Consider the following 22147-nt stretch of genomic DNA (forward strand, 5'->3'; position numbering starts at 1 on the left):
AGACCAAATCCACGAACCTCGTCCGCGTTCCCGCCGGAAAAAGCTTGACCATCCAACACTCCTTGAATCAGAGCGTTGCTATGACCGTATGACTTTGCCGCGGGCTTCTGGGGCTCAACTCACAGTTCGCGGGGGCGTCAGCGGAGGATTTCTACCATCAGGACCCAGGCGTCGAGCATGGAGCCGATGACGGTGAGGATCACCCCGGCCGCGACCAGGTAGATGCCGGTGGAGGAGCCGGTGACGATGAGGAGCACCGCGCCCAGCGCGAAGGGAAACAGTTGAAGGGCCGCGAGCGGTAGATAGAGGGCCAGGGAGAACCGCCCACTCGCGCTGTTCCGTGCCCGGTGGCGGAGTGAGATCGTGTGCAGGACGACCGCCGGGCCCACGGCGACGAGCACCTCGACGCCCAGGACCGCCCCGGGCTGGCCGGGCACCAGAAGGAGGCCGCCGGTCACCACCACCAGCACGAGGGAGCCGACGGCGGCCGCGGCCCGTGCCGTCAGCCCGGGCAGCGCGAGGATCTCCCGGATGTTCACCGAGATCGCCACCATGACGAGGCCCGCCAGCGCCGCGGCGGCGCCCACCATGGCCACGGCGAAGTCACTCCAGCCTGTCGTCACTGTCTTGTCGCTGTCTCGTCGCTGTCTCGTCCATGGTTGCCTTCGCTCGGATGCCGACACGATAGCGCGACCGCTCCGATCGTCATGAACCCATCGGTGCCTGACACCGGCCACGGCGCGGGACCAATGACCCCCGTGTGACCAGCAGTTTGACAGCCGTTTGTTCTACGCTGGGGGCATGAGAAGGCGCAGCGGGGAACCGATCTACAGCACGGCGATTGCAGCGGGTCGCACAATTTTCGGAGCCTTCAGGCTCAGGCCGTCGGCGTCGGGCCTCACCAACCTTCCGGACGCCGGAGGGGCGGTCCTCGCCATCACCCACTTCGGCTACGCGGACTTCGCCCTCGTGGAGTGGATGACCTGGCGAAAGAACCGCCGGCACATCCGCTTCATGGCCAAGAAGGGTGCGTTCGACAAGCCCGTCGTCGGCTGGCTGTTGCGTGGGATGCGGCACATCAACGTCGACATGACGGCCGGGGCCCAGGCCTACGCCGACGCGGTGCGGGCGCTCAACGCCGGCGAACTCGTCGGGGTGTTTCCCGAAGGGGGAGTGAACGCGTCGTTCACCGTGCGGGACCTGAAGACCGGTGCGGCGCGGATGGCGATGGAGGCCGGGGTGCCCATCGTGCCCATCGCTGTCTGGGGTGGCCACCGGCTGCTCACGAAGAACCACAAGCCATCCGTGCGGGAGGCCTATCGCACCCCGGTCTCCTTCGCGGTCGGCACGCCGGTACGTGTAGACGCCGAGGACGATCCGCAGCAGGTGACCCAGCGACTGCACGGCGTGCTGCAGGAGCTCGTGGACGGCCTGCAGGCGCGTTACCCGGAGCCTGGTGCCGGCCGCTGGTGGCAGCCCGCCCACCTGGGCGGAACCGCGCCCACCCCGGCGGAGGCCGCCGCGACGGAAGCGGAACGACAGCGACGCAAGGCGGCCGCCAGAGCGGCCCAAACCCCGGCCGGGTGAACCGCGCCGTCCGCAGGTTGGCCACCGCGGGGTCGGCACCCACCGGCCCGAACCGGATGAGCTAGATGTGCTGCCCAGGGACGTTGGTCGAGGTGTGATTCAGCTGTAGACGGGTGAGGACCTCCGGTCGAGAGTGGAGCTGTCTAGTTCTCTCACTGTCGACCAGGAGGCCTCGTGTCCCACGCTAACGCTGCTTTAACTCCGATCCAACGTTCTCGTATCGGGAGGCTCGTCGTCGAGGACGGCTGGTCCGTCGCCCACGCCGCGCTCTACTTCCACGTCTCGTGGCGGACGGCGAAGCGGTGGTCCGACAGGTATGCCGCGATGGGCAGGGCCGGGATGCAGGATCGCTCGTCCCGGCCGCATTCCAGCCCGAATCGGACCCCGCAGCCGCTGGTTCGCAAAGTCGTCCATCTGCGGTGGAAGCAACGTCTCGGACCGGTCGCGATCGGTGCCAAGCTCGGCATGCCCGCCTCGACCGTCCACGCGGTGCTGACCCGCTGCCGGCTGAACCGGCTCCGCCACGTCGATATCCGCACCGGGGAACCGGTCCGCCGTTACGAGCACGAGAAACCGGGCGCGATGATCCACGTCGACGTGAAGAAGATCGGCAACATCCCCGGCGGCGGCTGGCGGTTCGTCGGCCACCAGCAGGGGATGAAGAACCGCTCGGCGACGGCGAAGCGCACGGGTCGCCGCGGGATTGCCGGCGATATGACCGTCGGCACCGCGTTCATCCACACCGTTATCGACGACCACTCCCGGGTCGCCTACGCCGAGATCCACAGCGACGAGCAAGCCGCCACCGCCGTCGGCGTCCTCAAGCGCGCGGTCTCCTGGCTCGAGGCCCGCGGCGTCACCGTCGAACGAGTCCTCTCGGACAACGGCTCCGCCTACAAATCCCATCTCTGGCGCGACACCTGCGCCGGGCTCGGCATCGCGGTCAAGAAGACCCGCCCCTACCGGCCGCAGACCAACGGAAAGATCGAGCGCTTCCACCGCACCCTCGCCGAGGGCTGGGCGTTCGCACGCCACTACAACTCCGAATCAGCCCGCAGGAACGCCCTGCCGGCTTGGCTCCATGAATACAATCACCACAGGCCCCACACCGGAATCGGCGGCGCCGTACCCATCAGCAGATTGACCAACCTGCCTGGGCAGCACAGCTAGAGCGTTTCGCCCAACGCCCGGTACTGGCGTTCGTGGTAGATCAGCGCCTCGTCGTCATCGCCGAGGCCGCCGCCCTCGATCTGCACTACGACCACAGCAGAGTTGTGCACGGTCACGCGCTCCACGATCCGTCCCACCATCCACGACGTCACGTTGTTGAGAACGGGCAGGCCGTACGGTCCCACCCGCCAGTGATCGCCGACGAAGCGCTCGGCGTTGGGTCCGGCCAGCCGCTCGGCCAGGGTGCGGTTGCGCAGCCCGAGCAGGTGGATGACGACGCGCTCGGTCTCGTTGATGGCCGGCCACGAGCTGGCCGACTTCGCCATGTTGAAGGTAGCCAGGGGCGGCACCGCCGACATGGACGCCAGGGATGTCGCGGTGAATCCGACGGGCTTGCCCTGAGCGTCCAGCGCGGTCACGACCGCGACGCCCGCCGCATGACGGCGAAACGCGTTCTTGAACGCGGCCAGGTCGCCAGGCGCGTTCGGGTCGGTGTCGAGGGCCGGGGCGTGGGGGAGACCTGCGGAGGGAAGACCTGCCGGTGCGGTGGTGCGTTCGTTCATAGTGGTGCCAATCGTTTCACCGATCAGCCTATTCCCGTGCGAGCACCGTTCTTGGATAAGCTGGAGTGACATGATCCAGACGATTGACCTTCGAGGAACGCGGCCTGCTCCGGCCGAACTTTTGGCCTCGGTGCCCCGGGCGCTCACCAGCGTCACGGTCGCCAGTGACGTTGCCGCCGAACTGATCGATGATGTGCGCGCACGCGGCGAACAGGCCCTGCTCGACCAGGCCGAGCGCCTCGACAGGGTACGCCCCGAGCACGTTCGCGTTCCGGCTTCCCACGTCGCCGAGGCCCTTGAGGCCCTCGACCCGGATGTCCGCGTCGCGATCGAGGAGACCATCCGCCGGGTACGCCTGGCCAGTGCCGCACAGGTGCCGCCCCTGGTGACCACCACGATCGCCGACGGCGCCGAGATCGTGCAGCGCTGGCGCCCCGTCCAGCGGGTCGGCCTCTACGTTCCCGGCGGCAAGGCCGTCTACCCGTCCAGCGTCGTGATGAACGTGGTGCCCGCGCAGGTGGCCGGGGTCACCTCCATCGCCCTCGCATCCCCGCCGCAGAGCCACTTCGATGGACGAGTGCACCCCACCATCCTCGCCGTCGCCGGTCTTCTCGGCGTCGACGAGATCTACGCCATGGGCGGCGCCGGCGCCGTGGGCGCCTTCGCCTACGGCGTGCCCGGCCTCGGCCTCGACCCCGTGCAGCTCGTCACCGGCCCCGGCAACGTCTACGTCGCCGCCGCCAAGCGGCTCGTTCGCGGCGTCACCGGGATCGACTCCGAAGCCGGACCGACCGACATCCTCGTGATCGCCGATGCCGCGGCCGACCCGGCCTTTGTCGCCGCAGACCTGGTCAGCCAGGCCGAGCACGACGAACTCGCCGCCGCCGTGCTCGTCACGGACTCCGCCGAGCTCGCCGAAGCCGTCGAAGCGCTCCTGAACGACCTGGCCACCACCACCACGCACGCCGAACGGGTCACCGCATCGCTGGGTGGCAGCCAATCGGCCATCGTGCTGGTGGACGACCTCGAGCAAGCCGCCGCGTTCAGCAACGCGTTCGGTCCGGAGCACCTCGAGATCCAGACCGAAGACCCCGACGCCGTCCTCGGCCAGATCGACAACGCCGGCGCCATCTTCCTGGGCCCGTACGCGCCGGTCAGCCTCGGCGACTATGCCGCCGGCTCCAACCACGTGCTGCCCACCGGGGGACAGGCGCGGTTCTCGGCGGCCCTCGGCGCGTACACCTTCCTGCGCCCGCAGCAGGTCGTGCGCTACACCAGAGACGGCCTCGCCGGCGTGGCCGACCACATCCTTGCCCTGTCCGCTGCAGAGGCGCTGCCCGCCCACGGTGACGCCGTCAGCGTCCGATTCAGCACGGCCGCGGAACGGTAGGCTCGTAGGCACAATGTATTGCCCGTTCTGTCGCCACCCAGATTCCCGTGTCATCGACTCCCGCACCAGCGACGACGGGCTCTCGATCCGTCGCCGCCGGCAGTGCCCGGAGTGCGGTCGCCGGTTCAGCACCACCGAAACCGCCAGCCTGAACATCATCAAGCGCAGCGGCGTGGTCGAACCGTTCAGCCGGGAGAAGATCGTCTCCGGCGTGCGCAAGGCCTGTCAGGGCCGCCCGGTCACCGACTCTGACCTGGCCATGCTCGCGCAGAAGGTCGAGGAGACCATCCGTCAGACCGGTGCGTCCCAGATCGAGGCCAACGACATCGGCCTGGCCATCCTCGCCCCGCTGCGCGACCTCGACGAAGTGGCCTACCTGCGCTTCGCCAGCGTCTACCAGGCATTCGATTCGTTGGAAGACTTCGAGAGTGCGATCGGCCAGCTGCGCACCGAGCACACCGCCGCGTCGGAATCCGATCTCGAACCCGAACGGTAGACGTGTACCCCACCCTTTTCAAGCTGGTGCTCACCCGGATCGACCCCGAGCGGGCTCACCACTTGGCCTTCGAGGTCATCCGGTGGATGCCGCGCCTCGGTCTCGGCCCGCTTGTGCACAGGTTCACCCGCCCGCGCACCGACATCGGGGTGGACACCCTCGGCTTGCATTTCGACTCGCCGTTCGGTGTTGCGGCGGGGTTCGACAAAGACGGCCACGCCGTCATCGGGCTCGGCCGGCTCGGCTTCGGGCACGTCGAGGTCGGCACGCTCACCGCGGTCGCCCAGCCCGGCAACCCCACACCGCGCCTGTTCCGTCTCGTATCCGACCGCGCTGTCATCAACCGGATGGGCTTCAATAACGGCGGTGCCGAGGCGGCCGTCGCGCGCCTGGGCCAGGTTCGCCGTACCCCCAGCCGTCCGGTCCTGGGCATCAACATCGGCAAGAGCCGAGTCACCGCGGTCGAAGACGCCACGGCCGACTACCTGGTCAGCACCGTTGCACTGGCCCCTCTCGCGGACTACCTGGTGGTCAACGTGAGCTCCCCCAACACCCCGGGCCTGCGTGGCCTGCAAGAACTCGATCAGCTCGCCCCACTGTTGCGGGCGGTGCAGGAACACGCCGGCGATACCCCGCTGCTGGTCAAGATCGCACCCGACCTCACCGATGACGAGGTGACCCGCATCGCCGGTCTCACCGTGGAACTCGGCCTGGCCGGCATCATCGCCACCAACACCACCCTCAGCCGGGAGAATCTGTTGACCGACCCGGCCGTCGTGGCCGAGGCCGGCGCCGGCGGGCTCTCCGGTGCGCCCCTGAACGACCGGTCGCTGTCCGTCCTGCGCCTCATCCGGGCCTCCGTGCCGGCCGAACTGTGCGTCATCTCGGTCGGCGGCGTCGAGACTGCGCAGCAGGTCGTCGAGCGTCTCGACGCCGGCGCCACCCTCGTGCAGGGCTACACCGGCTTTCTCTACCGCGGACCGCTCTGGGCACGCCAGATCAACCGCGGACTCGACAGACTCCTCGCGGGTCGTTCCACCGGCCCGATCCTCTCCTGACCGGCAGGCCGGCACCCGCCGGCGCCCGGCCACGAGTCAATCGGTGGGTCCGGGCGCTCCGGGATCAGTGATGAGTCCGAGGCCGGCCAGCTGGGCCGCGAGGCTCGCGCCGTCGGGTCCGTAGACCCAGAGCGGATCCGGCTTGGCCTCCACGGCGTCCTTGGCCCTACGGCCGGCCAGCACGGCCTCGCTCGGCGACAGCCGACGGATGGCGACCGCGGCGACGCACTGCGGGAAATCCTGTTGGAACTCGCTGTAAATCGCCTCGTCGTGCTGACCGTCGTCGCCGATGAGGACCCACTTCATGTCGGGGAACTCGTGCGCCAGCCTGCGCAGGTTGTCGCGTTTGTGCTCCTTGCCACTGCGGAACAGCCTGTCGTGGGTGGGTCCCCAGTCGGTGAGCAGCAGCGCCCCGGCCGGGTAGAGGTTACGGGAGAGGAACCGGCTGAGCGTCGGCGCAACATTCCAGGCACCTGTGGACAGGTAGATCACCGGAGCCCCCGGTGTCGCATCGGCGAGGCGGTCCAGCAGCACAGCCATGCCCGGCGTCGGAACGCGAGCGTGCTCGTCGAGGACGAAGGTGTTCCACGCGGCCAGGAGCGGACGGGGCAAAGTGGTGACCATGACGGTGTCGTCGACGTCGGAGATCACGCCGGTGCGCACATCGGGGGCGACCACGAAGACCGGAGCGTCGACGCTGCCGGAGGCGTGGGTGTGCAGCGAAGCGGTGTGCCAGCCCGGCTCGAGGTTGACCTGCATCACGGTGTCGACGACTCCGCCGCGGTCGGCCTGCACCCGGTGTGCCTTGCCGCCGATGTCGATGGTGACGGTGACGTCGTTGACCGGCACGCTGGTGAAGCTCCGCCAGCCGCGGATGCTCCCGTCACGTCTGTCGGTGCGACGCCGCTTGGGGGTGGTGCCGGTGGACTTCACGGGTTTTGCCAACAGGACGCGGCAGAGAATCCGCACGCGTTCCGTGGTGCCATAGCCGGTGTAAGGGATGACGACCGGCAGGTGTCCGCGCCGACGGGCGAACTTTTCCCGCTTGTCGTGAAGCCAATCCTCGATCCGCGCGGCTCGGTGCATGAGGCGCACGGGGTTGAGGGGAGTGGACGGTGTGGCGGGGGACTTTGACACAGTTCAGTCTCTCATGCGCCGCGGGGCTGCTCGGCACGGTCCCGGGGTGGAGAACCACCACGGCGACCCGCCCGGGGCAGCCGCTCCCACTCCGTTTGGGGGGTGTGTTCTGTGTCTGGGTGTCAGTCGGGGGCCCTAAGATTGTGACGTATATTCAAGGAGGACACGTGGCGCTGATCGACATATTCGGGGGAGACTCTGTCGCACAGGGGCGGCAGATCCGCACCGAGCCCATCCAGCAGCGCAGTGCCGCCAGGTTGACCGCACTTCTGGACGCTGCGGCCGAGGTCGTCGACGAGGTCGGTTTCGACCGCATCACGACGGCCATGGTCGCCGAACGTGCGGGAGCCTCGATCGGCACTGTGTACCGCTACTACCCCGATCGGGTCGCGGTCCTCGAGGGACTGCGCGAGCGTGCGGTCCAGCGCTTCCGGCAGCGTGTCGCCGACACCCTCAAGGAAACCCAGCCGGGAACCTGGTGGGAAGCCGTCGACTGCGGGATCTCGGCCTTCGTGGAGCTGTATCGCGCCGAACCCGGATTCCGCATCCTGCACTTCGCCGATCGTGAACGCGCCCAGTCCACCGGGCCGGACCAGCTGGATTCGGGATTCTTCGCCAACCAGATCGCCGGAGTCCTGTCGGAAGAATTCGGCCTGTCCGGTGGCCCCGACCTCATCTTCAGACTCGAAGTCGCCGTCGAAATGGCCGACTCCCTGCTGTCTCGCGCCTTCACCTGGAACACCCAGGGTGATGAGCGCTTCATCGCAGAGTGCCGACGCATCATGCACGACTACCTCGTCGGCTACTACGGTACGGACGCCTAGCCCGACTCGTCGCCTGTGGCGCTGACGACGAACCACGGCAATCCGCTTTGGATTCGGCTCCGAAGAATGATTGGCTGGTCATCCGCACTTGCCTGCTTCCGTCGCCCCGCATCCGCGGGAGCGAGGGACGTCAAGCCCGCACCGAGGATTGAGCCCAGCCATGATCGAGTTCCGTTCCGTCAGCAAGCGCTTCCCCGACGGCACCCTCGCAGTCGAGGATTTCAGCCTGGTCCTGCCCTCCCACAAGACCACAGTGCTCGTCGGGTCCTCCGGATCGGGCAAGACCACTCTGCTGCGGATGATCAACCGCATGGTCGACCCCACCAGCGGCTCGGTCGAGATCGACGGCGAGGACATCGCCACTCTGCCCCCCGTGAAGCTGCGCCGCGGAATCGGCTACGTCATGCAGAACTCGGGACTCCTGCCGCACCGCACCGTCCTCGACAACGTCGCCACGGTGCCGCTGCTGCGCGGCACGCCGAAGCGTCAAGCCAGGGCGGATGCCCTGGCGATGCTGGACACCGTCGGGCTGGACCGCGCGCTGGCCGACCGATACCCGAGCCAGCTCTCCGGCGGCCAGCAGCAACGCGTCGGCGTGGCCAGGGGGTTGGCCGTCAACCCGAACATCCTGCTGATGGACGAACCGTTCGGGGCAGTTGACCCCATCGTGCGCGCCGAGCTCCAGCAGGAGTTGGTTCGGCTGCAGAAGGAGCTGGACAAGACCGTCGTCTTCGTCACCCACGACATCGAGGAAGCGTTCCTGCTGGGAGACCAGATCGTGATCCTGCGGGACGGCGGCCGCATCGCCCAGGTGGGCTCGCCCGCCGAGCTGCTCGCCAACCCCGCCGACGACTTCGTCGCCAGTTTCGTGGGCGCCGATCGGGGCCGGCGGGCGCTGCACGTGGAGCGGCACGGGAATGAGGACGTCGTGGTCGACAGCGACGGGCGCCTCGCCGGTGTGCTGAAGCCAGAAAGCGCCCGATGACCTGGGTCCTGGCCAACCTCGGCCTGATCTGGGCGCGCACCCTCGACCACGTGGTGCTGAGCCTGCCGCCGATCGTGATCTGCTTCGTGATCGCCGTTCCGCTGGGCTGGTCCGCCCGGCGCTACCGGGTGAGCCGCGGGATCATCCTCACCGGCGCCGGCCTGCTCTACGCGGTGCCCTCGCTGCCGCTGATCTTCGTGCTGCCGGCCGTGATCGGCACCAGCCTGCTTTCCCCGGTGAACGTGATCATCGCCCTGACGCTCTACGGCATCGCCCTGATGGTGCGGGTCGTCGCCGACGGTCTCGCTTCGGTGGATGCCGACGTCCGCCAGTCCGCCTCCGCGATGGGCTATTCCACCTGGTCGCGGTTCTGGCAGGTGGAGCTCCCGCTGTCCGGCCCGGTCCTGCTCGCGGGCATGCGGGTCGTGGCGGTCAGCACCGTCAGCCTGGTCACCGTCGGCGCGGTGATCGGGGTGCAGAGCCTGGGCAGCCTCTTCACCGACGGTTTCCAGCGCGGAATCCAGGCCGAGATCGTCGCCGGTCTCGTCGCCACGGTGGCCCTTGCGCTCCTCTTCGACGGTGCGCTGGTGCTCGCCGGTCGGCTGCTGATGCCCTGGACCCGACGGGTCGCCCCGCCCAAGCCGAGTGTTCCTCTCGAGGTGAGCGCAGCATGAACCTCTTCGCCAGCGCCATCGACTGGATCCTCGACCCGGCCAACTACGTCGGGCTCAACGCAATTCCGCTGCGCATCGGACAGCACCTCGTCTTCTCCCTCGTCACCCTGGTGTTCGCGTCGGCTATCGCGATCCCGCTGGGCTACCTCATCGGTCACACCGGCCGAGGCCGCGGCCTCGCGGTGACGACTTCGGGAGGGCTGCGGGCCATTCCCACCCTGGGCCTGCTCACCCTGGTCGCGCTGTGGGTCGGCATCGGCGTCGTGGCCCCGTACGTGGCCCTCACGGTGCTCGCGATCCCGCCCATCCTGGCCGGCGCGTACACAGGGTTCGAGGCGATCGACCGGCGCACCATCGACGCCGCGCGCGCCGTGGGAATGAGCGAACTGCAGATCGTGCGGAAGGTCGAACTGCCCCTGGGCCTGCCCCTGTTGATCGGTGGGCTGCGCTCGGCCACCCTGCAGGTGATCGCGACAGCGACCCTGGCCGCTTATGTGGCCGATCTCGGTCTGGGTCGATATCTGTTCTCGGGGTTGAAAACCAGGGATTATGCCGAGATGCTGGGCGGGTCGATCCTCGTAATCCTGCTGGCCCTGGCGCTGGAGGGAATCTTTGCGCTGATCCAACGGTTTGTTGTACCGCGGGGTGTCTCCGGGCGCCTCGGCACCGCCCCCAAGCTTCGCACCGGCGGCCCCGCAGTCGCACGGTGATACATCTACCGAATCTTCGGTACCTGAGGAAGGACAACAGCATGTTCACAAACACACGAGGCCGGCTCGCGCTTGTCAGCGCGGTCGCGGTTGGGGCTGTCGTAGCCCTTGCAGGGTGCGCGTCCGGGGATCCCCTGGACGAGGGAGAGAGTTCGGCCGGATCCGAGACTCTGGTCGTCGGATCGCAGGACTACTACTCCAACGAGATCATCGCGGAGATCTACGCGCAGGCACTGGAGAACGGCGGTTTCACGGTCGACCGCCAGTTCCGCATCGGCCAGCGTGAGGCCTACCTCCCCGAGATCGAGGCAGGCTCGATCGACGTGTTCCCCGAATACAGCGGCAGCCTGCTCCAGGCCCTGGAGGCCGATGCCCCGACCGGCACCGCCGACGAGGTCTACACGGCCCTGGAAGCGGCCCTGCCGGAAGGCTTGACCGTGCTCGATCGGGCCGAGGCCAGCGACCAGAACTCCTGGACCGTCACCCAGGCGTTCGCGGACACCTACGGCCTCACCGACATCGCCTCGCTGTCCGAGGTCACCGAACCGATCACCGTCGGAGGCAACTCCGAGCTTGAGACCCGCCCGTATGGACCGACCGCCCTCAAGGAGGAGTACGGCATCGAGATCGCCGGCTTCACCCCGGTTGAGGACAGCGGCGGACCTCTGACGGTCAAGGCTCTTGTCGACAACAAGATCCAGCTCGCGAACATCTACACGGCGGATCCCAACATCACCTCGAACAACCTCATCGCCCTTGACGACCCCGACAACCTGTTCCTGCCGGACAACGTCGTGCCCGTCGTCTCCGACAAGGTCGACGACTCGGCGGCGGACATCCTGAACGCCGTCAGCGCTGCCCTGGACACCGACACCCTGATGGCCCTGAACGCCCAGAGCGTGAACGACCAGGCCGCGGCAGACACCATCGCGACGGAGTGGCTGACCCAGGAAGGCCTGATCTAGCCGCCTTCGTACACAAGAAACGGCCCCGTGATCTTCACGGGGCCGTTTCTTGTGTGTTCGGGTGTGTGCTCGGTGCCCTAGACGGCGGGACCGACCGGGATGTCGTTGAGCGTTCCCGGGCCGTCCACCAGGATGATCGGCTGCTTGCCTCCGTTGATCGCCACGATCTGGTCCCACGAACCGAGCGGACGTCGTGTCCCGGCCTCGACGACGTACACCGTGCCGTTGTCGGAGGTCTTCACGAAGACGTGCTCGATGGGTGCGCCGCCGCCCTGGGGAAGCACAGCGCAGGTGCCACCGGTCAGATCGGTCACGGGCATTCCATGAGTGACTCCGCCGGCCAGCGGGTAGATGCGATCTCCCGCGGCGAAATACTCCGTGGAATCGCAGCGCACGACACGCGTCAGGCTTCCGGCGGCCGCGGTATACGTGGCCAGTGACGCATCGGTCGCGTACGACCACGAGTTGATTCCGAACGCCGACGTCGTCGTGAACGAGGCCACCGGGATCTTGCGGGTGGCACCGTCAACGAAGTAGATCGTGGCGTCGCCCGGGCTGCGAACGAGCGAGGCGCCCGGCAAGTACGGGGAAGCAAGCGGGATCGCGGATCGGGCATCCTGCGAAATCCACACGATCTGAGGAGCGGAACCGTTGTTCAAGGCGAGCAGCGTGGTCCAGGTCGGTACGCCGCGAGCCGTGCCGGCCTTGACCCCGTAGACGGTGGGGCTTTCCGGCGAGATCACGAACAACGCGCCTGCAATGGTTTCGCCCCGGGGCAGCCGGGCGCACGAGTCGGCCGACAGGTCGGTGACCGGCAGGCCTGACGCTTCCGCGCCCTGCGCCAACTCGCGCAGAGAGCCGGCGGCCGCGAAGTAGGCCTTGCTGTCGCACCGAACGGTCTGCGTCAGTGCCGCACCCGTGGAGTAGGTGTCGAGCTGGGACTGCGGCACGGTTTTGAAGCCGTTCGCACCGAACTCGCTCGCCAGACCGAACGAGGCGATCGGGAGCTTACGGTCAAGCCCGTCGATGAAGTAGACGGTTGCCGAACTGGACGACCTGGCCAGGCTCATCGGTGCCAGCACGGCCTGGACGATCGGAAGCGCTGCGGCAGCCTGGGCGCTCATGGTGGCGATGTAGGGAACCGTGCCTCCGTTGAGGCTGATGACGGTCTCCCACGCGGTGATCGCGGTGCGACCGCCCGGCGACAGCATGTACACGGTTCCATCGTTGACCACGAAGAACTTGGTCATCTCGCCACCCACCGGCAACTTGGCCAGCTGGGCAGGGGAGAGGTTGACGGCCGCGGCACAGGCGAACCCGTACGAGGTCACGAGCTCACACGAGGTGAAACGATGCCGCACACCGGCTTGGACGAGCGAGATATCGCCGCTGCCCGCGTCACGCACCAGGGTGCTCGCCAGGAGGGGAGAGGTCGAGAAGCTGTCGAGGTAGCTCTGCGAAACGATCCGGAACGGGCCGAGCGCGCCGAGGGCGTTCAGGACGTCCATCGACGGAACGGCGTACTTCGTCGTTCCGGAGAGCAGGTAGATCGTGCCGTTCGATTCGGTGCGAGCGAAGTCGCCCCCGCCCTGGGTGTTGCCGAACCAGTCCGTGAAGATACGGAAGAAGTTGCGGTTGCCGTAGGTGGAGCAGCCGTCACCGGTGCCGTACATGTTGGCCAACGAGGCGCTGTTGGGTCGATACGGGGTGTAGTTGTAGAGGCCTGCCGTGGCCTGGTTCTCGATGTACACCTGTGACGATCCGCACCCGGCGTTGGGGTGCCACTGGATGGTGTTCGTCCGGCCGGCCTGGAAGTTGCGTCCGCTCGGTGTGGCCTGGTACTTCTTGTACTGGTATGCGGCGTTGTAGACCTGATTGAAGAAGCCGTAGTACACGGCGTCGCAGTCGGCGGTATCCGGGCAGCCGAACCCCGTCGCCTTGCGGTAGATGCCGGACGTGGGTGAGGTCGCACTCACCAGTCCCTGTTCTTTTTCCAGCAGGACCAGCATCACCTGCGGGTTGATGCCGCAGAGGGAGGACACCTGCCAGATGATCTCCGCAGCGCTCTGATTGGCCGGGCCGGGGTAAGCGGCGCAGCCGGCGGCCCGTTGCGGCTGATAGGACGAGTCTGCGCGGTAGTCCTTCAGGCAGACGTAGCCGGACCGGCAGGAGGGCACCTTGGAATTGAGGAACGCCTGCACCTGCGCGACGCTCATCGTGTTCGAGTTGTAGAACTGAGCGTCAGAGATGATGTTGCCGGGGTTGAAGTCGGCAGCCGAGGCGGCTTCCGCGCGGGACGGCGCCTGGCCGACCACCAAAAGCGGGGCAATGAGCACGACGGCGATGATCGCCGCGAGGAATCCCGTCCAGCGCCGAGCGCTCATCCGTAAGACATTCGGCAGACGGATCATGAGCGTTTCCCTACGTTGGCCAGCGCGTTCAGAGGTCAGATTCGGGTGGCCGCCCACAGGCAATCGCGCGCTCCCCCCCAGCAGCTGAACGCGTGTTGCCATTCAGTACTTTTAGGTACTCTATTACACTGCGTCGGCTACACCCCCTCGATGACACTCCGGCGACAGCACCCCATCTCGCGGGTCAGCGCGGCTCTTTGGAATTCCCGTCGTTAGACTGGTGGGTGAACGTCGCGGCAACATGGCCCTGGGCCGCAGGAGATCCGATCGATAGTCACCAGAGAGTCCTAATCAGAATGTTAAGCACATTTTCGCTGGAACACACGGTTTGCAGCGACGCTGACGTCGATCGTGCCGCGTCCGCACCTAGCGCAGACGTCAGTCGCTCATGACGTCGTCGAGCGCTCGCGCGATCCAGGCCCTTTCCGTCGACCTGATGATGCCGTTCTACGGCGATCCGGCCCTGTTCCGGCTTGCCGTGGAGAGTGTTCTGGCGCAGACGGATCCGAACTGGCGACTCGTTGTGATCGATGATCAGTATCCGGATGCCGCCCCGGGAGCCTGGGTGGCCGGTCTGGACGATCCCCGCATCGTCTACCTCCGCAACGAGATCAATCTGGGCGTGAGCGGCAACTTCAAGAAGTGCGCCGAACTGGCCACCGCGGATTTCACGACCATCGTCGGATGCGACGACCTCCTCCTGCCCAACTACGTGGCCCGGATTCGTCAGCTTGTCGAGGAATTCCCCGAAGCGGACTTCGTTCAGCCGGGGGTCCAGGTCATGGACGCCACCGGCCAGGATGTCCTGCCCCTGGCTGATCGGGTCAAGGGCTGGTATCGGCCGCGCGTGGCCGGGGCGACGCAGATCTCGGGAGAACGGCTGGCATCGAGTCTTCTCGCGGGCGCCTGGACCTACTTCCCGTCCATCGCGTGGCGCACGTCACGTCTGCACCGACACGGCTTCCGGGACGACCTCGATGTCGCCCTCGACCTCGCCCTGCTCATCGACATCGTCGTAGCCGGTGGCACGCTCGTGCTCGACGACCAGCCGAGTTTCCGGTATCGCCGGCACTCCGGCAGCGTCTCCTCATGGAAGGCCGACGACGGGTCCCGCTTCGTCGAAGAGCAGCGCTACTTCGCGGAGTGTGCGGAGCGGATGACCGCCATGGGGTGGAAACGTGCGGCGCGGGTGGCCTCGCGCCACTACTCTTCCCGGCTCAACGCCGTGACCCGCATCCCCGCGTCCATCACGGCCAGGGACCGCCGGGGCACCCGCGCTCTTCTCGGCCACGCCCTGGCGATCACGCCGGGGGACCGCTCCCTCGGGAGCGTCTCGGTCCCGCCGGTCGGGGCCAGCCCGGTGAGGATCGCCCAGGACATGTCGTCGGTCCTCGCGCGTACCCTGATCGTCATGCCGGCCTTCAACGAGGAAGAGTCGGTCGGTGACGTCGTGCGTGAAGTCTTCTCCGCTCTGCCGGGGGTGCACTGCCTGGTGGTCAATGACGGTTCGGCCGACCAGACGACGGCCTTTGCCCGTCGCGCCGGCGCCGTCGTCGCTGAGCTTCCCGTCAACCTCGGGGTCGGCGGTGCCATGCGACTGGGCTTCAAGTACGCCATTGCTCACGGCTTCGACAATGTCGTTCAGATCGATTCAGACGGCCAGCATGATCCGGCGAACGTGCTGGCCCTGCTCGAGCGACTCGCTGACGCTGACCTGGTCATCGGTGCCCGCTTCGCCGGAGTCGGCGACTACGAGGCACGCGGACCTCGCCGATGGGCTATGCGTGTGCTGTCCGTCATTCTCAGCCGGACCGCGCGGACCACGCTGACCGATACGACCTCCGGGTTCAAGGCCTCCGGGCCTCGTGCGGTCGCACTGTTCGCGTCGCACTATCCGGCGGAATATCTGGGCGATACCATCGAGGCCCTTGTCATCGCTTCTCGTGCCGGCTGCCGCATCGAACAGGTGCCTGTCATCATGCGGGTGCGCGCAGGGGGGCAGCCGTCACACAACCCGCTTCGATCCGCCGCTTACCTCGGCCGGGCCTTCGTCGCCCTGTGCTTCGCACTCATCCGTCCGTCGCTGCCACTTCGACCGGAGGCCTGAGTCCGTGAGCTTTTCCACCTATATCATCGGCGTCCTTGCCGCTCTCGCGACGCTGGGCGTTGTGATCGAGATGCTGCGCCGACGTCGCCTGCGCGAGCGCCACGCGCTGTGGTGGGTCATCGCCGGCCTTCTCGCGCTTGTCATCAGCGTGTTCCCCGACACTCTCATCTGGGCGGCGGCGCGCTTCGGAGTGGATGTGCCGACCAACCTGGTCTTCTTCGTGAGCATCGCCGTGTTGTTCCTCGTCTGTATCCAGCACAGCGCCGAATTGACCGATCTGGAAAGCAAGACCCGCACTCTCGTGGAGATGTCCGCATTGCAGGATCTGCGCCTCCGGGAGTTGGAAAGCCGCGTGGATTCCGAAGATCTGCACGGTACCGCGACCGGCCGCGGAGAGCGGCTGCAGGATACCCAGGAGCTCTGACCCGAGCGCTAAACTTTCCGCGGCGTGGGCAGCCCGCCGTGATTCCTTTCCTCCCGTCCTCGGTCGCCCCCGCCGAACGGTTCAATAGATGCGGACACAGCAGCGGCATGAAGACAGCAGCAACCAGCGATACGTCATCGGCACCATTGGATCGCACCGGCCGACGATGGCGGGTCTTTGTCACCAGTTTTGTGGTCATCCTGGCCCCGATGCTGCTGTGGGCCCTGGCGTCGCCGATGATGTCAGCACCCGATGAGGCGTCGCATGCGATCCGCGCCGCCGCCGTCGCCCGCGGACAGATCGAGAGTGTGCCCTGGGACCAGGACCTGTCGCTGGCTCGCGCTGAGGTCCCGCGGTCCGTTGCCCACGCCCACGAACTCAGCTGCTACAAATTCCGGCCGGATATCTCTGCCGGCTGCGTCCGCCCTGTCGAGGGCGATCCGACCGACATCGTGGTCACCGGTACGTCCGCCGGGCTGAACAGCCCCGCCTACTACGCCATCGTCGGGCTGCCGACGCTGGTGATGGACGGGACACCTGCGCTGTATGCGATGCGAGCGCTCAGTGCGGTACTGTCCGCCGCCGCCCTGGCCGTGATGTTCATGCAGTTGATGCAGTTGCCCCGGTCCCGATGGGTCATCGTCGCTGCCGCGGTCGCGGTGACGCCGATGGTGCTGTATCTGGGCGGGTCGATCAATCCCAATGGCGTCGAAGTCGCGTCAGCGGGGGCGCTGTTCGCCACCCTGGTGCTCACCCTGCAGACACCGGCCTCCAGACGTCTCCTGTGGGAACGGGCAGCACTGGTAGTCGTCACGGCCGCGGCGCTCCTGAGCACACGAAGCATCTCGCTGCTCTGGGTGCTGATCATCGTCGGAGCGGCACTCGTGTTCGCCAATCCGCGTGTCGTGGCGGGTCTGGTCCGCCAACCGGCTGCCTGGGTGGCGATCGGAGCATGCGGCCTCGTCAGCGGACTGACGGTCGCGTGGTACCTCGGCCTGGCCACCTTTGCGGAGCACCCCACCGCCAATACCGGGAGTAGCCCGACCATCGAGTTCTTCACGATGGTGCTGCGTACGCTCGACTTCAGCGACGGGCTGATCGGGTTCTTCGGTTGGACCGACACACCGTCGCCCAGCTTCAGCATCATCGTGTTCAGCTTCGGCATCGTGACCGTGCTGGTCGCCGCCGTGGCCTGGGGATCGCGGCGGGGAAAGTTCGCCGTTCTCGGCCTGGCCCTGGTCATGGTGCTGGTGCCGGCGATCACGCAGGCCATTCTGATCAGTTCGATCGGCAGCATCTGGCAGGGTCGCTACATGCTGGCCATGATGATGTGTCTCCTGGTCGCCTGCGGCCTGGCGATCGACGATTCCGATCATCGGCCACAGCCTTCCGCGGGCCTCAAACGCTTCCTGATCACCCTGCTTGCTCTTTTGTCGATCGGGCAGGTGTTCTCGTTCGTCTCCACCCTCCGGCGGTACATGGTCACGGTCAATGGCGGCATCGAAGCCATGTTCATGGCGCCGAGTTGGCAACCGCCGGTGGGATGGCTCATTCTCACGGCCGTTCTCGTCGCCGCCGTGACCGTGGGTGCGCAGCTCACGTACCGGGCGGCATTCCGCGAATCCCGCACGGCGGTGGGCCCGCTCGACGCCGCCAGGCCCGAACCGGCCTCTGCGGCTTAACCGCGCAGACGTTCCCGGGGGACCGTCCCGGGGACCGTTCTGGGGGGCAACCCCGAACGTCAGGTCGTCAGCAGCAGCGCCGGCGGCAGCAGGAGCAGGGCGACGGTCGTGCAGACCACCAGGGTGCGCGCCGTCGTGCTCAGCCCAGGGACGTTGCCCAGCAGACGGCTCACCCGCGGCCCGACCAGGTCGGCCGAGGAGACGTCGTCGAGGCCGCCCGCGGCCGCGAGCGGCGTCTGGGTACCGGAGACCTCCGACAGGTGGGCGGTGCCCACGAGCGCGATCGCCCTGGCCAGGGTGCGGTCGTCGACAGCCTGCCTGGCCTGGTCGTCGGCCATCATCTCCACCAGCAGGGCCACCGCATTCTCGGCGCGGTTGGCGATGGGGAACCAGGGCAGGGCGCTGTGCCAGGACTTGAACGCCAGCAATACCACGTGGTGCTGCTGACGCAAGTGGGCGCGCTCGTGCGCCACGACGCCACGCAGCTGGTCGGCATCCAGCAGGTGCAGCAGACCTCTGGACAACACCGTGGCCGACCTGGTGCCCCCGGGCAAGCAGTACGCGATCGGCGCGGCATGGTCGATGACCCTGGTGCCCTCGGTATCGAAGGGCAACGGATCGCTGAGCAGTCCGATCAGGGTGTGGTGGCGACGGCGCTGCCGCTCGGCGCGGATGAACGTGGCACTGAGGTTGAGCAGCAGGTGGGTGCCGAGGATCAACGCCAGGCAGAGCGCCATCACCCCCGCCAGCGTGGCCCCGGCGGGTAGAGTGCCGGCCGCGACGTGCCCGGCGAGGGCGCCGAGGGCCGACACGGGGGTGGCTCCGAACGGGATCAGGCCGAAGACCAGCAACGAGCCGATCATCGAGATGCCACCGGCCAGGGCGATCGACTGCCACAGGGCGAGGGCCAGGCCGGGCGCGCGAGGCGGCCAGTCTGCCCCGGCAAGGAGAATCGGAACGGGCCAGGCCAGGAGTACGGCCAGCGCCATCAGGGCCAGTGCGGTGTTGAGCACGGCGCGCTACCCGGCCACGGCCGACAGGCTCGTGCCGGGGATGACGGCCATCGTCACTCCGGCGACGGGCCGATGCTCTCGAGCAGGGCGCGCAGGGTCTGCGCCTCCTGCGGGCTGACGTTGCCGATGAACCGGGCCAGCGTCGCCGTGCGGTCGCTCGTCGTGCCCAGAACCTCGTGCATGAGCTCGGCGGTGTGCTGTGCCCGGGAGCTCACTGCCGTGTACCCGTGCGGCCGGCTATCGCGGTCGCGAGTGACGAAGCCCTTGCTCTCCAGGCGCGACAGCACGGTGAGCACCGTCGTCGTTGCGAGGGGCTTCGCGCCGGTGGCGGCGGGATCGAGCAGAGCATCACGCAGTTCGTTGGCGGTCAGGGGAGCGTCGGCAGACCAGAGCAGGTCCATCAACATTCGCTCGAGCACGCCCAGACTTCCCATGAGGAAACTTTACCAAGCGAAACGGCGCTTTCTACCGAACGTAGAATAGTAGTCTTCTACGACACGTAGAAAAACCGTCTTGGAGGGCAAATGAACGAGTGGCTTGATCCGTTACTCCTGTCGCGCTGGCAGTTCGGCCTGACGACGATCTACCACTTCCTGTTCGTACCACTGACCATCGGCCTGGTCACGACGGTGGCGATCTTCCAGACCGCCTGGTACCGCACCAACAAGGCCATGTACCTCCAACTGACCCACTTCTTCGGCAAGATCTTCCTGATCAACTTCGCCATGGGCGTCGTGACCGGCATCGTGCAGGAGTTCCAGTTCGGCATGAACTGGTCGGACTACTCCCGATTCGTCGGCGACGTCTTCGGAGCGCCCCTGGCCTTCGAGGGCATCACCGCCTTCTTCCTCGAGGCCACCTTCATCGGCCTGTGGATCTTCGGCTGGGACAAACTGCCCAAGGGCCTGCACCTGGCCACCATCTGGCTGACCACGGTGGGCAGCATCGCGTCGGCGTACTTCATCATCGCCGCGAACGCCTTCATGCAGAATCCTGTCGCGTACCAGATCAACGAGGAAAAGGGTCGGGCCGAGCTCACCAGCATCGGCGAGCTGCTCACCAACCCGATCGCCCTCGCGGCCTTCCCGCACACGATCTTCGCCTGCTTCATGGTCTCCGCCGGCCTGATCATCTCGGTCGCCGCCTGGCACCTGTCCCGCAATCAACACCTCGAGACCATGCGGCCCGCGCTCAAGTTCGGCCTCTGGATGATGGTCATCTCCGGAGCCCTCACCACCCTGATGGGAGACCAGCTGAGCCTGGCGATGGTGGCGGCGCAGCCGATGAAGATGGCCGCGGCCGAGGCCATGTACAACACGGCCACCGGCGCCGAGGCCTCCTTCTCGATCTTCACCCTCGGCACCCCCGACGGTGTCAGTGAACTCTTCTCCGTGCGCATCCCGTACCTGCTGTCGTTCCTGTCCACGCACACCTTCGACGGCACGGTGGAGGGCATCAACAACCTCCAGGAGCAGTACGTGCAGCTCTACGGTCCTGGCGACTACGCGCCGATCATCTGGGTCACCTACTGGTCGTTCCGGTGGATGATCGGACTCGGCATCGCCCACATCCTCGTCGCCGTCGCCGGCCTCTGGTTCACCCGCAAGGGACGGAGCCCGAAGACCTGGATGTGGAAGATCGCGATCTGGTCCTTCCCGATGTCGTTGCTGGCCATGAGTGTGGGCTGGGTCTTCACCGAGATGGGCCGACAACCGTGGCTGGTCTTCGGCCTCCTCAAAACCGCAGACGGTGTCTCGCCGAACGTCAGCGGGCTCGAGATCCTCATCTCTCTGATCGCCTTCACCCTGCTCTACGGCGCCCTCGCCGTGGTGGAATTCCGCCTGATCCTCAAGGCGGTCCAGAAAGGGCCGGACGACGCTCCGGCGCCGGACCCGGTGTCCGGCGAAATCAAGCACACGACCACGGTCTACTAGGAGCTCACCATGGAACTCAATATCCTGTGGTTCTGGATCATCGCCGCGATGTTCATCGGCTACTTCGTCCTCGACGGGTTCGACTTCGGGGTGGGCATGTCCCTGCCGTTCCTCGGCAAGGACGACACCGACCGCCGGGTCCTGATCAACACCATCGGCCCGGTCTGGGACCTCAACGAGACCTGGGTCATCGTGGCCGGCGCCTCGCTGTTCGCCGCGTTCCCCGAGTGGTACGCCACGATGTTCAGCGGCTTCTACCTGGCGTTGCTGCTCATCCTGCTGGCCCTGATCGCACGGGGCGTGTCGTTCGAGTACCGGCATCAGCGGCCCGAGCTGAAGTGGAAGAAGTCTTTCGACACCATGATCGTGGTCGGTTCGGCCGTGCCCGCCCTGCTCTGGGGTGTGGCCTTCGGCAACGTCGTCCGCGGCGTGCCGCTGGATGAGAACTTCAACTACATCGGCAGCTTCTTCGATCTGCTGAACCCCTACGCGTTGCTCGCGGGCCTCACCACGCTGCTGCTCTTCTTCACGCACGGCGTGATCTTCGTCTCCACCAAGACCGAGGGCGACATCCGGGTGCGGGCCCGCGCCCTTGCGATCAAGTCGGGGCTGGTCACCATCGTCGTGGCAGCGACCTTCCTGGTCTGGACAACGCTCGCCTACGGCACCCTCGCCTCCGGCATCCTCGCCGCCGTCGCGGCCGTGGCCCTGATCACCGCCTACCTGGCCAACCTGCGCGGCAACGAGCGCACCGCGTTCGGCCTCATGGCCGTCACCATCGGTTTCGCCGTGCTGACCCTGTTCGCGTCGCTGTTCCCTGATGTGATGCCGGCCAGCAACGATGTGGCCAACAGCCTGACCATCGAGAACGCTTCGTCCACGCCGTACACGCTGCAGGTGATGAGCTGGACCGCGCTGATCGCGGCCCCCGTGATCCTGGGCTACCAGGGGTGGACCTACTGGGTGTTCCGCAAGCGGATCAGCCGGTCGCACATCGAAGCCGCCGTACACTAAAAC

General features: G+C 67.0%; 21 protein-coding genes and 1 pseudogene. 16 read left to right on the forward strand and 6 right to left on the reverse strand.

What is annotated here, in order from left to right:
* Positions 1-137 precede the first annotated feature (137 nt).
* The gene (locus E3O60_RS02900) at positions 138-623 is read right to left on the reverse strand and encodes a hypothetical protein (protein WP_134497092.1); all 486 of its coding nucleotides are present in this window, start codon (positions 621-623) and stop codon (positions 138-140) included.
* Positions 624-801: 178 nt separating this feature from the next.
* Between E3O60_RS02900 and E3O60_RS02905 the strand changes: the two genes are divergently transcribed.
* Both E3O60_RS02905 and E3O60_RS02910 read left to right on the forward strand, forming a co-directional pair.
* Positions 802-1587 (forward strand): 1-acyl-sn-glycerol-3-phosphate acyltransferase, encoded by a 786-nt coding sequence (locus E3O60_RS02905; RefSeq protein WP_088456072.1) that lies wholly within the window; start codon positions 802-804, stop codon positions 1585-1587.
* A 174-nt stretch (positions 1588-1761) separates the two neighbouring features.
* A complete protein-coding gene (locus tag E3O60_RS02910; RefSeq protein ID WP_134497094.1) occupies positions 1762-2757 on the forward strand; it encodes an IS481 family transposase in 996 nt (331 codons plus the stop codon).
* On the opposite strand, the gene E3O60_RS02915 is transcribed toward E3O60_RS02910, so the two are convergent.
* Positions 2754-3320 (reverse strand): flavin reductase family protein, encoded by a 567-nt coding sequence (locus E3O60_RS02915; protein ID WP_088456073.1) that lies wholly within the window; start codon positions 3318-3320, stop codon positions 2754-2756. The two genes, E3O60_RS02910 and E3O60_RS02915, sit on opposite strands and share 4 nt — an antisense overlap.
* A 70-nt stretch (positions 3321-3390) precedes the next feature.
* Here E3O60_RS02915 and hisD point away from each other — a divergent pair, with 70 nt between their 5' ends.
* The 3 genes from hisD to E3O60_RS02930 are packed head-to-tail and all read left to right on the forward strand — an operon-like array spanning position 3391 to position 6264.
* A complete protein-coding gene (gene hisD / locus E3O60_RS02920) occupies positions 3391-4710 on the forward strand; it encodes a histidinol dehydrogenase (protein ID WP_088456074.1) in 1320 nt (439 codons plus the stop codon).
* Positions 4711-4723: 13 nt separating this feature from the next.
* Positions 4724-5206, forward strand: coding sequence for a transcriptional regulator NrdR (nrdR, locus tag E3O60_RS02925; protein WP_134497096.1), 483 nt, complete (start codon positions 4724-4726; stop codon positions 5204-5206).
* Between the two features lie 2 nt (positions 5207-5208).
* A complete protein-coding gene (locus E3O60_RS02930) occupies positions 5209-6264 on the forward strand; it encodes a quinone-dependent dihydroorotate dehydrogenase (protein WP_134409422.1) in 1056 nt (351 codons plus the stop codon).
* Positions 6265-6300: 36 nt separating this feature from the next.
* On the opposite strand, the gene E3O60_RS02935 is transcribed toward E3O60_RS02930, so the two are convergent.
* Complete coding sequence (locus tag E3O60_RS02935; protein ID WP_088457979.1) at positions 6301-7350, reverse strand: App1 family protein; 1050 nt, start codon at positions 7348-7350, stop codon at positions 6301-6303.
* A 218-nt stretch (positions 7351-7568) separates the two neighbouring features.
* Here E3O60_RS02935 and E3O60_RS02940 point away from each other — a divergent pair, with 218 nt between their 5' ends.
* From E3O60_RS02940 to E3O60_RS02960, 5 genes are all read left to right on the forward strand, one after another.
* A complete protein-coding gene (locus E3O60_RS02940; protein WP_088456077.1) occupies positions 7569-8225 on the forward strand; it encodes a TetR/AcrR family transcriptional regulator in 657 nt (218 codons plus the stop codon).
* A gap of 160 nt (positions 8226-8385) precedes the next feature.
* Positions 8386-9210: an ABC transporter ATP-binding protein gene (locus E3O60_RS02945; RefSeq protein ID WP_088456078.1), complete on the forward strand. Its 825-nt coding sequence runs from the start codon at positions 8386-8388 to the stop codon at positions 9208-9210.
* Positions 9207-9884 (forward strand): ABC transporter permease, encoded by a 678-nt coding sequence (locus E3O60_RS02950; protein ID WP_134409421.1) that lies wholly within the window; start codon positions 9207-9209, stop codon positions 9882-9884. The genes E3O60_RS02945 and E3O60_RS02950 overlap by 4 nt, the downstream gene beginning before the upstream one ends.
* On the forward strand, positions 9881-10594 hold the full coding sequence (locus tag E3O60_RS02955) for an ABC transporter permease (protein ID WP_134409420.1): 714 nt from the start codon (positions 9881-9883) through the stop codon (positions 10592-10594). The genes E3O60_RS02950 and E3O60_RS02955 overlap by 4 nt, the downstream gene beginning before the upstream one ends.
* 41 nt (positions 10595-10635) lie before the next feature.
* Positions 10636-11559, forward strand: a complete 924-nt coding sequence (locus E3O60_RS02960) for an ABC transporter substrate-binding protein (RefSeq protein WP_088456081.1) — start codon at positions 10636-10638, stop codon at positions 11557-11559.
* 77 nt (positions 11560-11636) lie between these two features.
* Here E3O60_RS02960 and E3O60_RS02965 read toward each other — a convergent pair whose 3' ends face one another.
* Positions 11637-13943 carry a hypothetical protein gene (locus tag E3O60_RS02965; RefSeq protein ID WP_134409419.1) on the reverse strand — a complete coding sequence of 769 codons (2307 nt, stop codon included), beginning with the start codon at positions 13941-13943 and terminating at the stop codon, positions 11637-11639.
* A gap of 466 nt (positions 13944-14409) precedes the next feature.
* Between E3O60_RS02965 and E3O60_RS18820 the strand changes: the two are divergent.
* From E3O60_RS18820 to E3O60_RS02985, 4 genes and pseudogenes are all read left to right on the forward strand, one after another.
* Positions 14410-14901 (forward strand): annotated as a pseudogene (locus tag E3O60_RS18820) (glycosyltransferase family 2 protein); the annotation flags it as partial.
* Between the two features lie 447 nt (positions 14902-15348).
* Positions 15349-16077: a glycosyltransferase family 2 protein gene (locus tag E3O60_RS02975; RefSeq protein ID WP_088457980.1), complete on the forward strand. Its 729-nt coding sequence runs from the start codon at positions 15349-15351 to the stop codon at positions 16075-16077.
* Positions 16078-16081: 4 nt separating this feature from the next.
* Positions 16082-16501, forward strand: a complete 420-nt coding sequence (locus tag E3O60_RS02980; RefSeq protein ID WP_088456083.1) for a DUF2304 domain-containing protein — start codon at positions 16082-16084, stop codon at positions 16499-16501.
* A gap of 107 nt (positions 16502-16608) precedes the next feature.
* The gene (locus E3O60_RS02985) at positions 16609-18183 is read left to right on the forward strand and encodes a DUF2142 domain-containing protein (protein WP_134409418.1); all 1575 of its coding nucleotides are present in this window, start codon (positions 16609-16611) and stop codon (positions 18181-18183) included.
* A gap of 59 nt (positions 18184-18242) precedes the next feature.
* On the opposite strand, the gene E3O60_RS02990 is transcribed toward E3O60_RS02985, so the two are convergent.
* Both E3O60_RS02990 and E3O60_RS02995 read right to left on the reverse strand, forming a co-directional pair.
* The gene (locus E3O60_RS02990) at positions 18243-19196 is read right to left on the reverse strand and encodes a M56 family metallopeptidase (protein ID WP_240632447.1); all 954 of its coding nucleotides are present in this window, start codon (positions 19194-19196) and stop codon (positions 18243-18245) included.
* Between the two features lie 53 nt (positions 19197-19249).
* Positions 19250-19630 (reverse strand): BlaI/MecI/CopY family transcriptional regulator, encoded by a 381-nt coding sequence (locus E3O60_RS02995; RefSeq protein ID WP_088456085.1) that lies wholly within the window; start codon positions 19628-19630, stop codon positions 19250-19252.
* 90 nt (positions 19631-19720) lie between these two features.
* On the opposite strand from E3O60_RS02995, the gene E3O60_RS03000 reads away from it, so the two are divergent.
* The gene (locus E3O60_RS03000) at positions 19721-21130 is read left to right on the forward strand and encodes a cytochrome ubiquinol oxidase subunit I (RefSeq protein WP_088456086.1); all 1410 of its coding nucleotides are present in this window, start codon (positions 19721-19723) and stop codon (positions 21128-21130) included.
* A gap of 9 nt (positions 21131-21139) precedes the next feature.
* Complete coding sequence (gene cydB / locus E3O60_RS03005) at positions 21140-22144, forward strand: cytochrome d ubiquinol oxidase subunit II (RefSeq protein ID WP_088456087.1); 1005 nt, start codon at positions 21140-21142, stop codon at positions 22142-22144.
* The last annotated feature ends 3 nt before the right edge of the window (positions 22145-22147 follow it).

The organism is Cryobacterium sp. TMB1-7, assembly GCF_004402435.1.
Classification (GTDB): Bacteria; Actinomycetota; Actinomycetes; order Actinomycetales; family Microbacteriaceae; genus Cryobacterium; species Cryobacterium zongtaii.

Bases quoted from the DNA above. Each gene is read 5' to 3' on its own strand.
- E3O60_RS02905 (WP_088456072.1), top strand. From the start codon at position 802: ATGAGAAGGCGCAGCGGGGAACCGATCTACAGCACGGCGATTGCAGCG.
- E3O60_RS02915 (WP_088456073.1), bottom strand. From the start codon at position 3,320: ATGAACGAACGCACCACCGCACCGGCAGGTCTTCCCTCCGCAGGTCTC.
- hisD (WP_088456074.1), top strand. From the start codon at position 3,391: ATGATCCAGACGATTGACCTTCGAGGAACGCGGCCTGCTCCGGCCGAA.
- nrdR (WP_134497096.1), top strand. From the start codon at position 4,724: ATGTATTGCCCGTTCTGTCGCCACCCAGATTCCCGTGTCATCGACTCC.
- E3O60_RS02935 (WP_088457979.1), bottom strand. From the start codon at position 7,350: ATGCACCGAGCCGCGCGGATCGAGGATTGGCTTCACGACAAGCGGGAA.
- E3O60_RS02945 (WP_088456078.1), top strand. From the start codon at position 8,386: ATGATCGAGTTCCGTTCCGTCAGCAAGCGCTTCCCCGACGGCACCCTC.
- E3O60_RS02950 (WP_134409421.1), top strand. From the start codon at position 9,207: ATGACCTGGGTCCTGGCCAACCTCGGCCTGATCTGGGCGCGCACCCTC.
- E3O60_RS02955 (WP_134409420.1), top strand. From the start codon at position 9,881: ATGAACCTCTTCGCCAGCGCCATCGACTGGATCCTCGACCCGGCCAAC.
- E3O60_RS02960 (WP_088456081.1), top strand. From the start codon at position 10,636: ATGTTCACAAACACACGAGGCCGGCTCGCGCTTGTCAGCGCGGTCGCG.
- E3O60_RS02965 (WP_134409419.1), bottom strand. From the start codon at position 13,943: ATGAGCGCTCGGCGCTGGACGGGATTCCTCGCGGCGATCATCGCCGTC.
- E3O60_RS02975 (WP_088457980.1), top strand. From the start codon at position 15,349: ATGTCGTCGGTCCTCGCGCGTACCCTGATCGTCATGCCGGCCTTCAAC.
- E3O60_RS02985 (WP_134409418.1), top strand. From the start codon at position 16,609: ATGAAGACAGCAGCAACCAGCGATACGTCATCGGCACCATTGGATCGC.
- E3O60_RS02995 (WP_088456085.1), bottom strand. From the start codon at position 19,630: ATGGGAAGTCTGGGCGTGCTCGAGCGAATGTTGATGGACCTGCTCTGG.
- E3O60_RS03000 (WP_088456086.1), top strand. From the start codon at position 19,721: ATGAACGAGTGGCTTGATCCGTTACTCCTGTCGCGCTGGCAGTTCGGC.
- cydB (WP_088456087.1), top strand. From the start codon at position 21,140: ATGGAACTCAATATCCTGTGGTTCTGGATCATCGCCGCGATGTTCATC.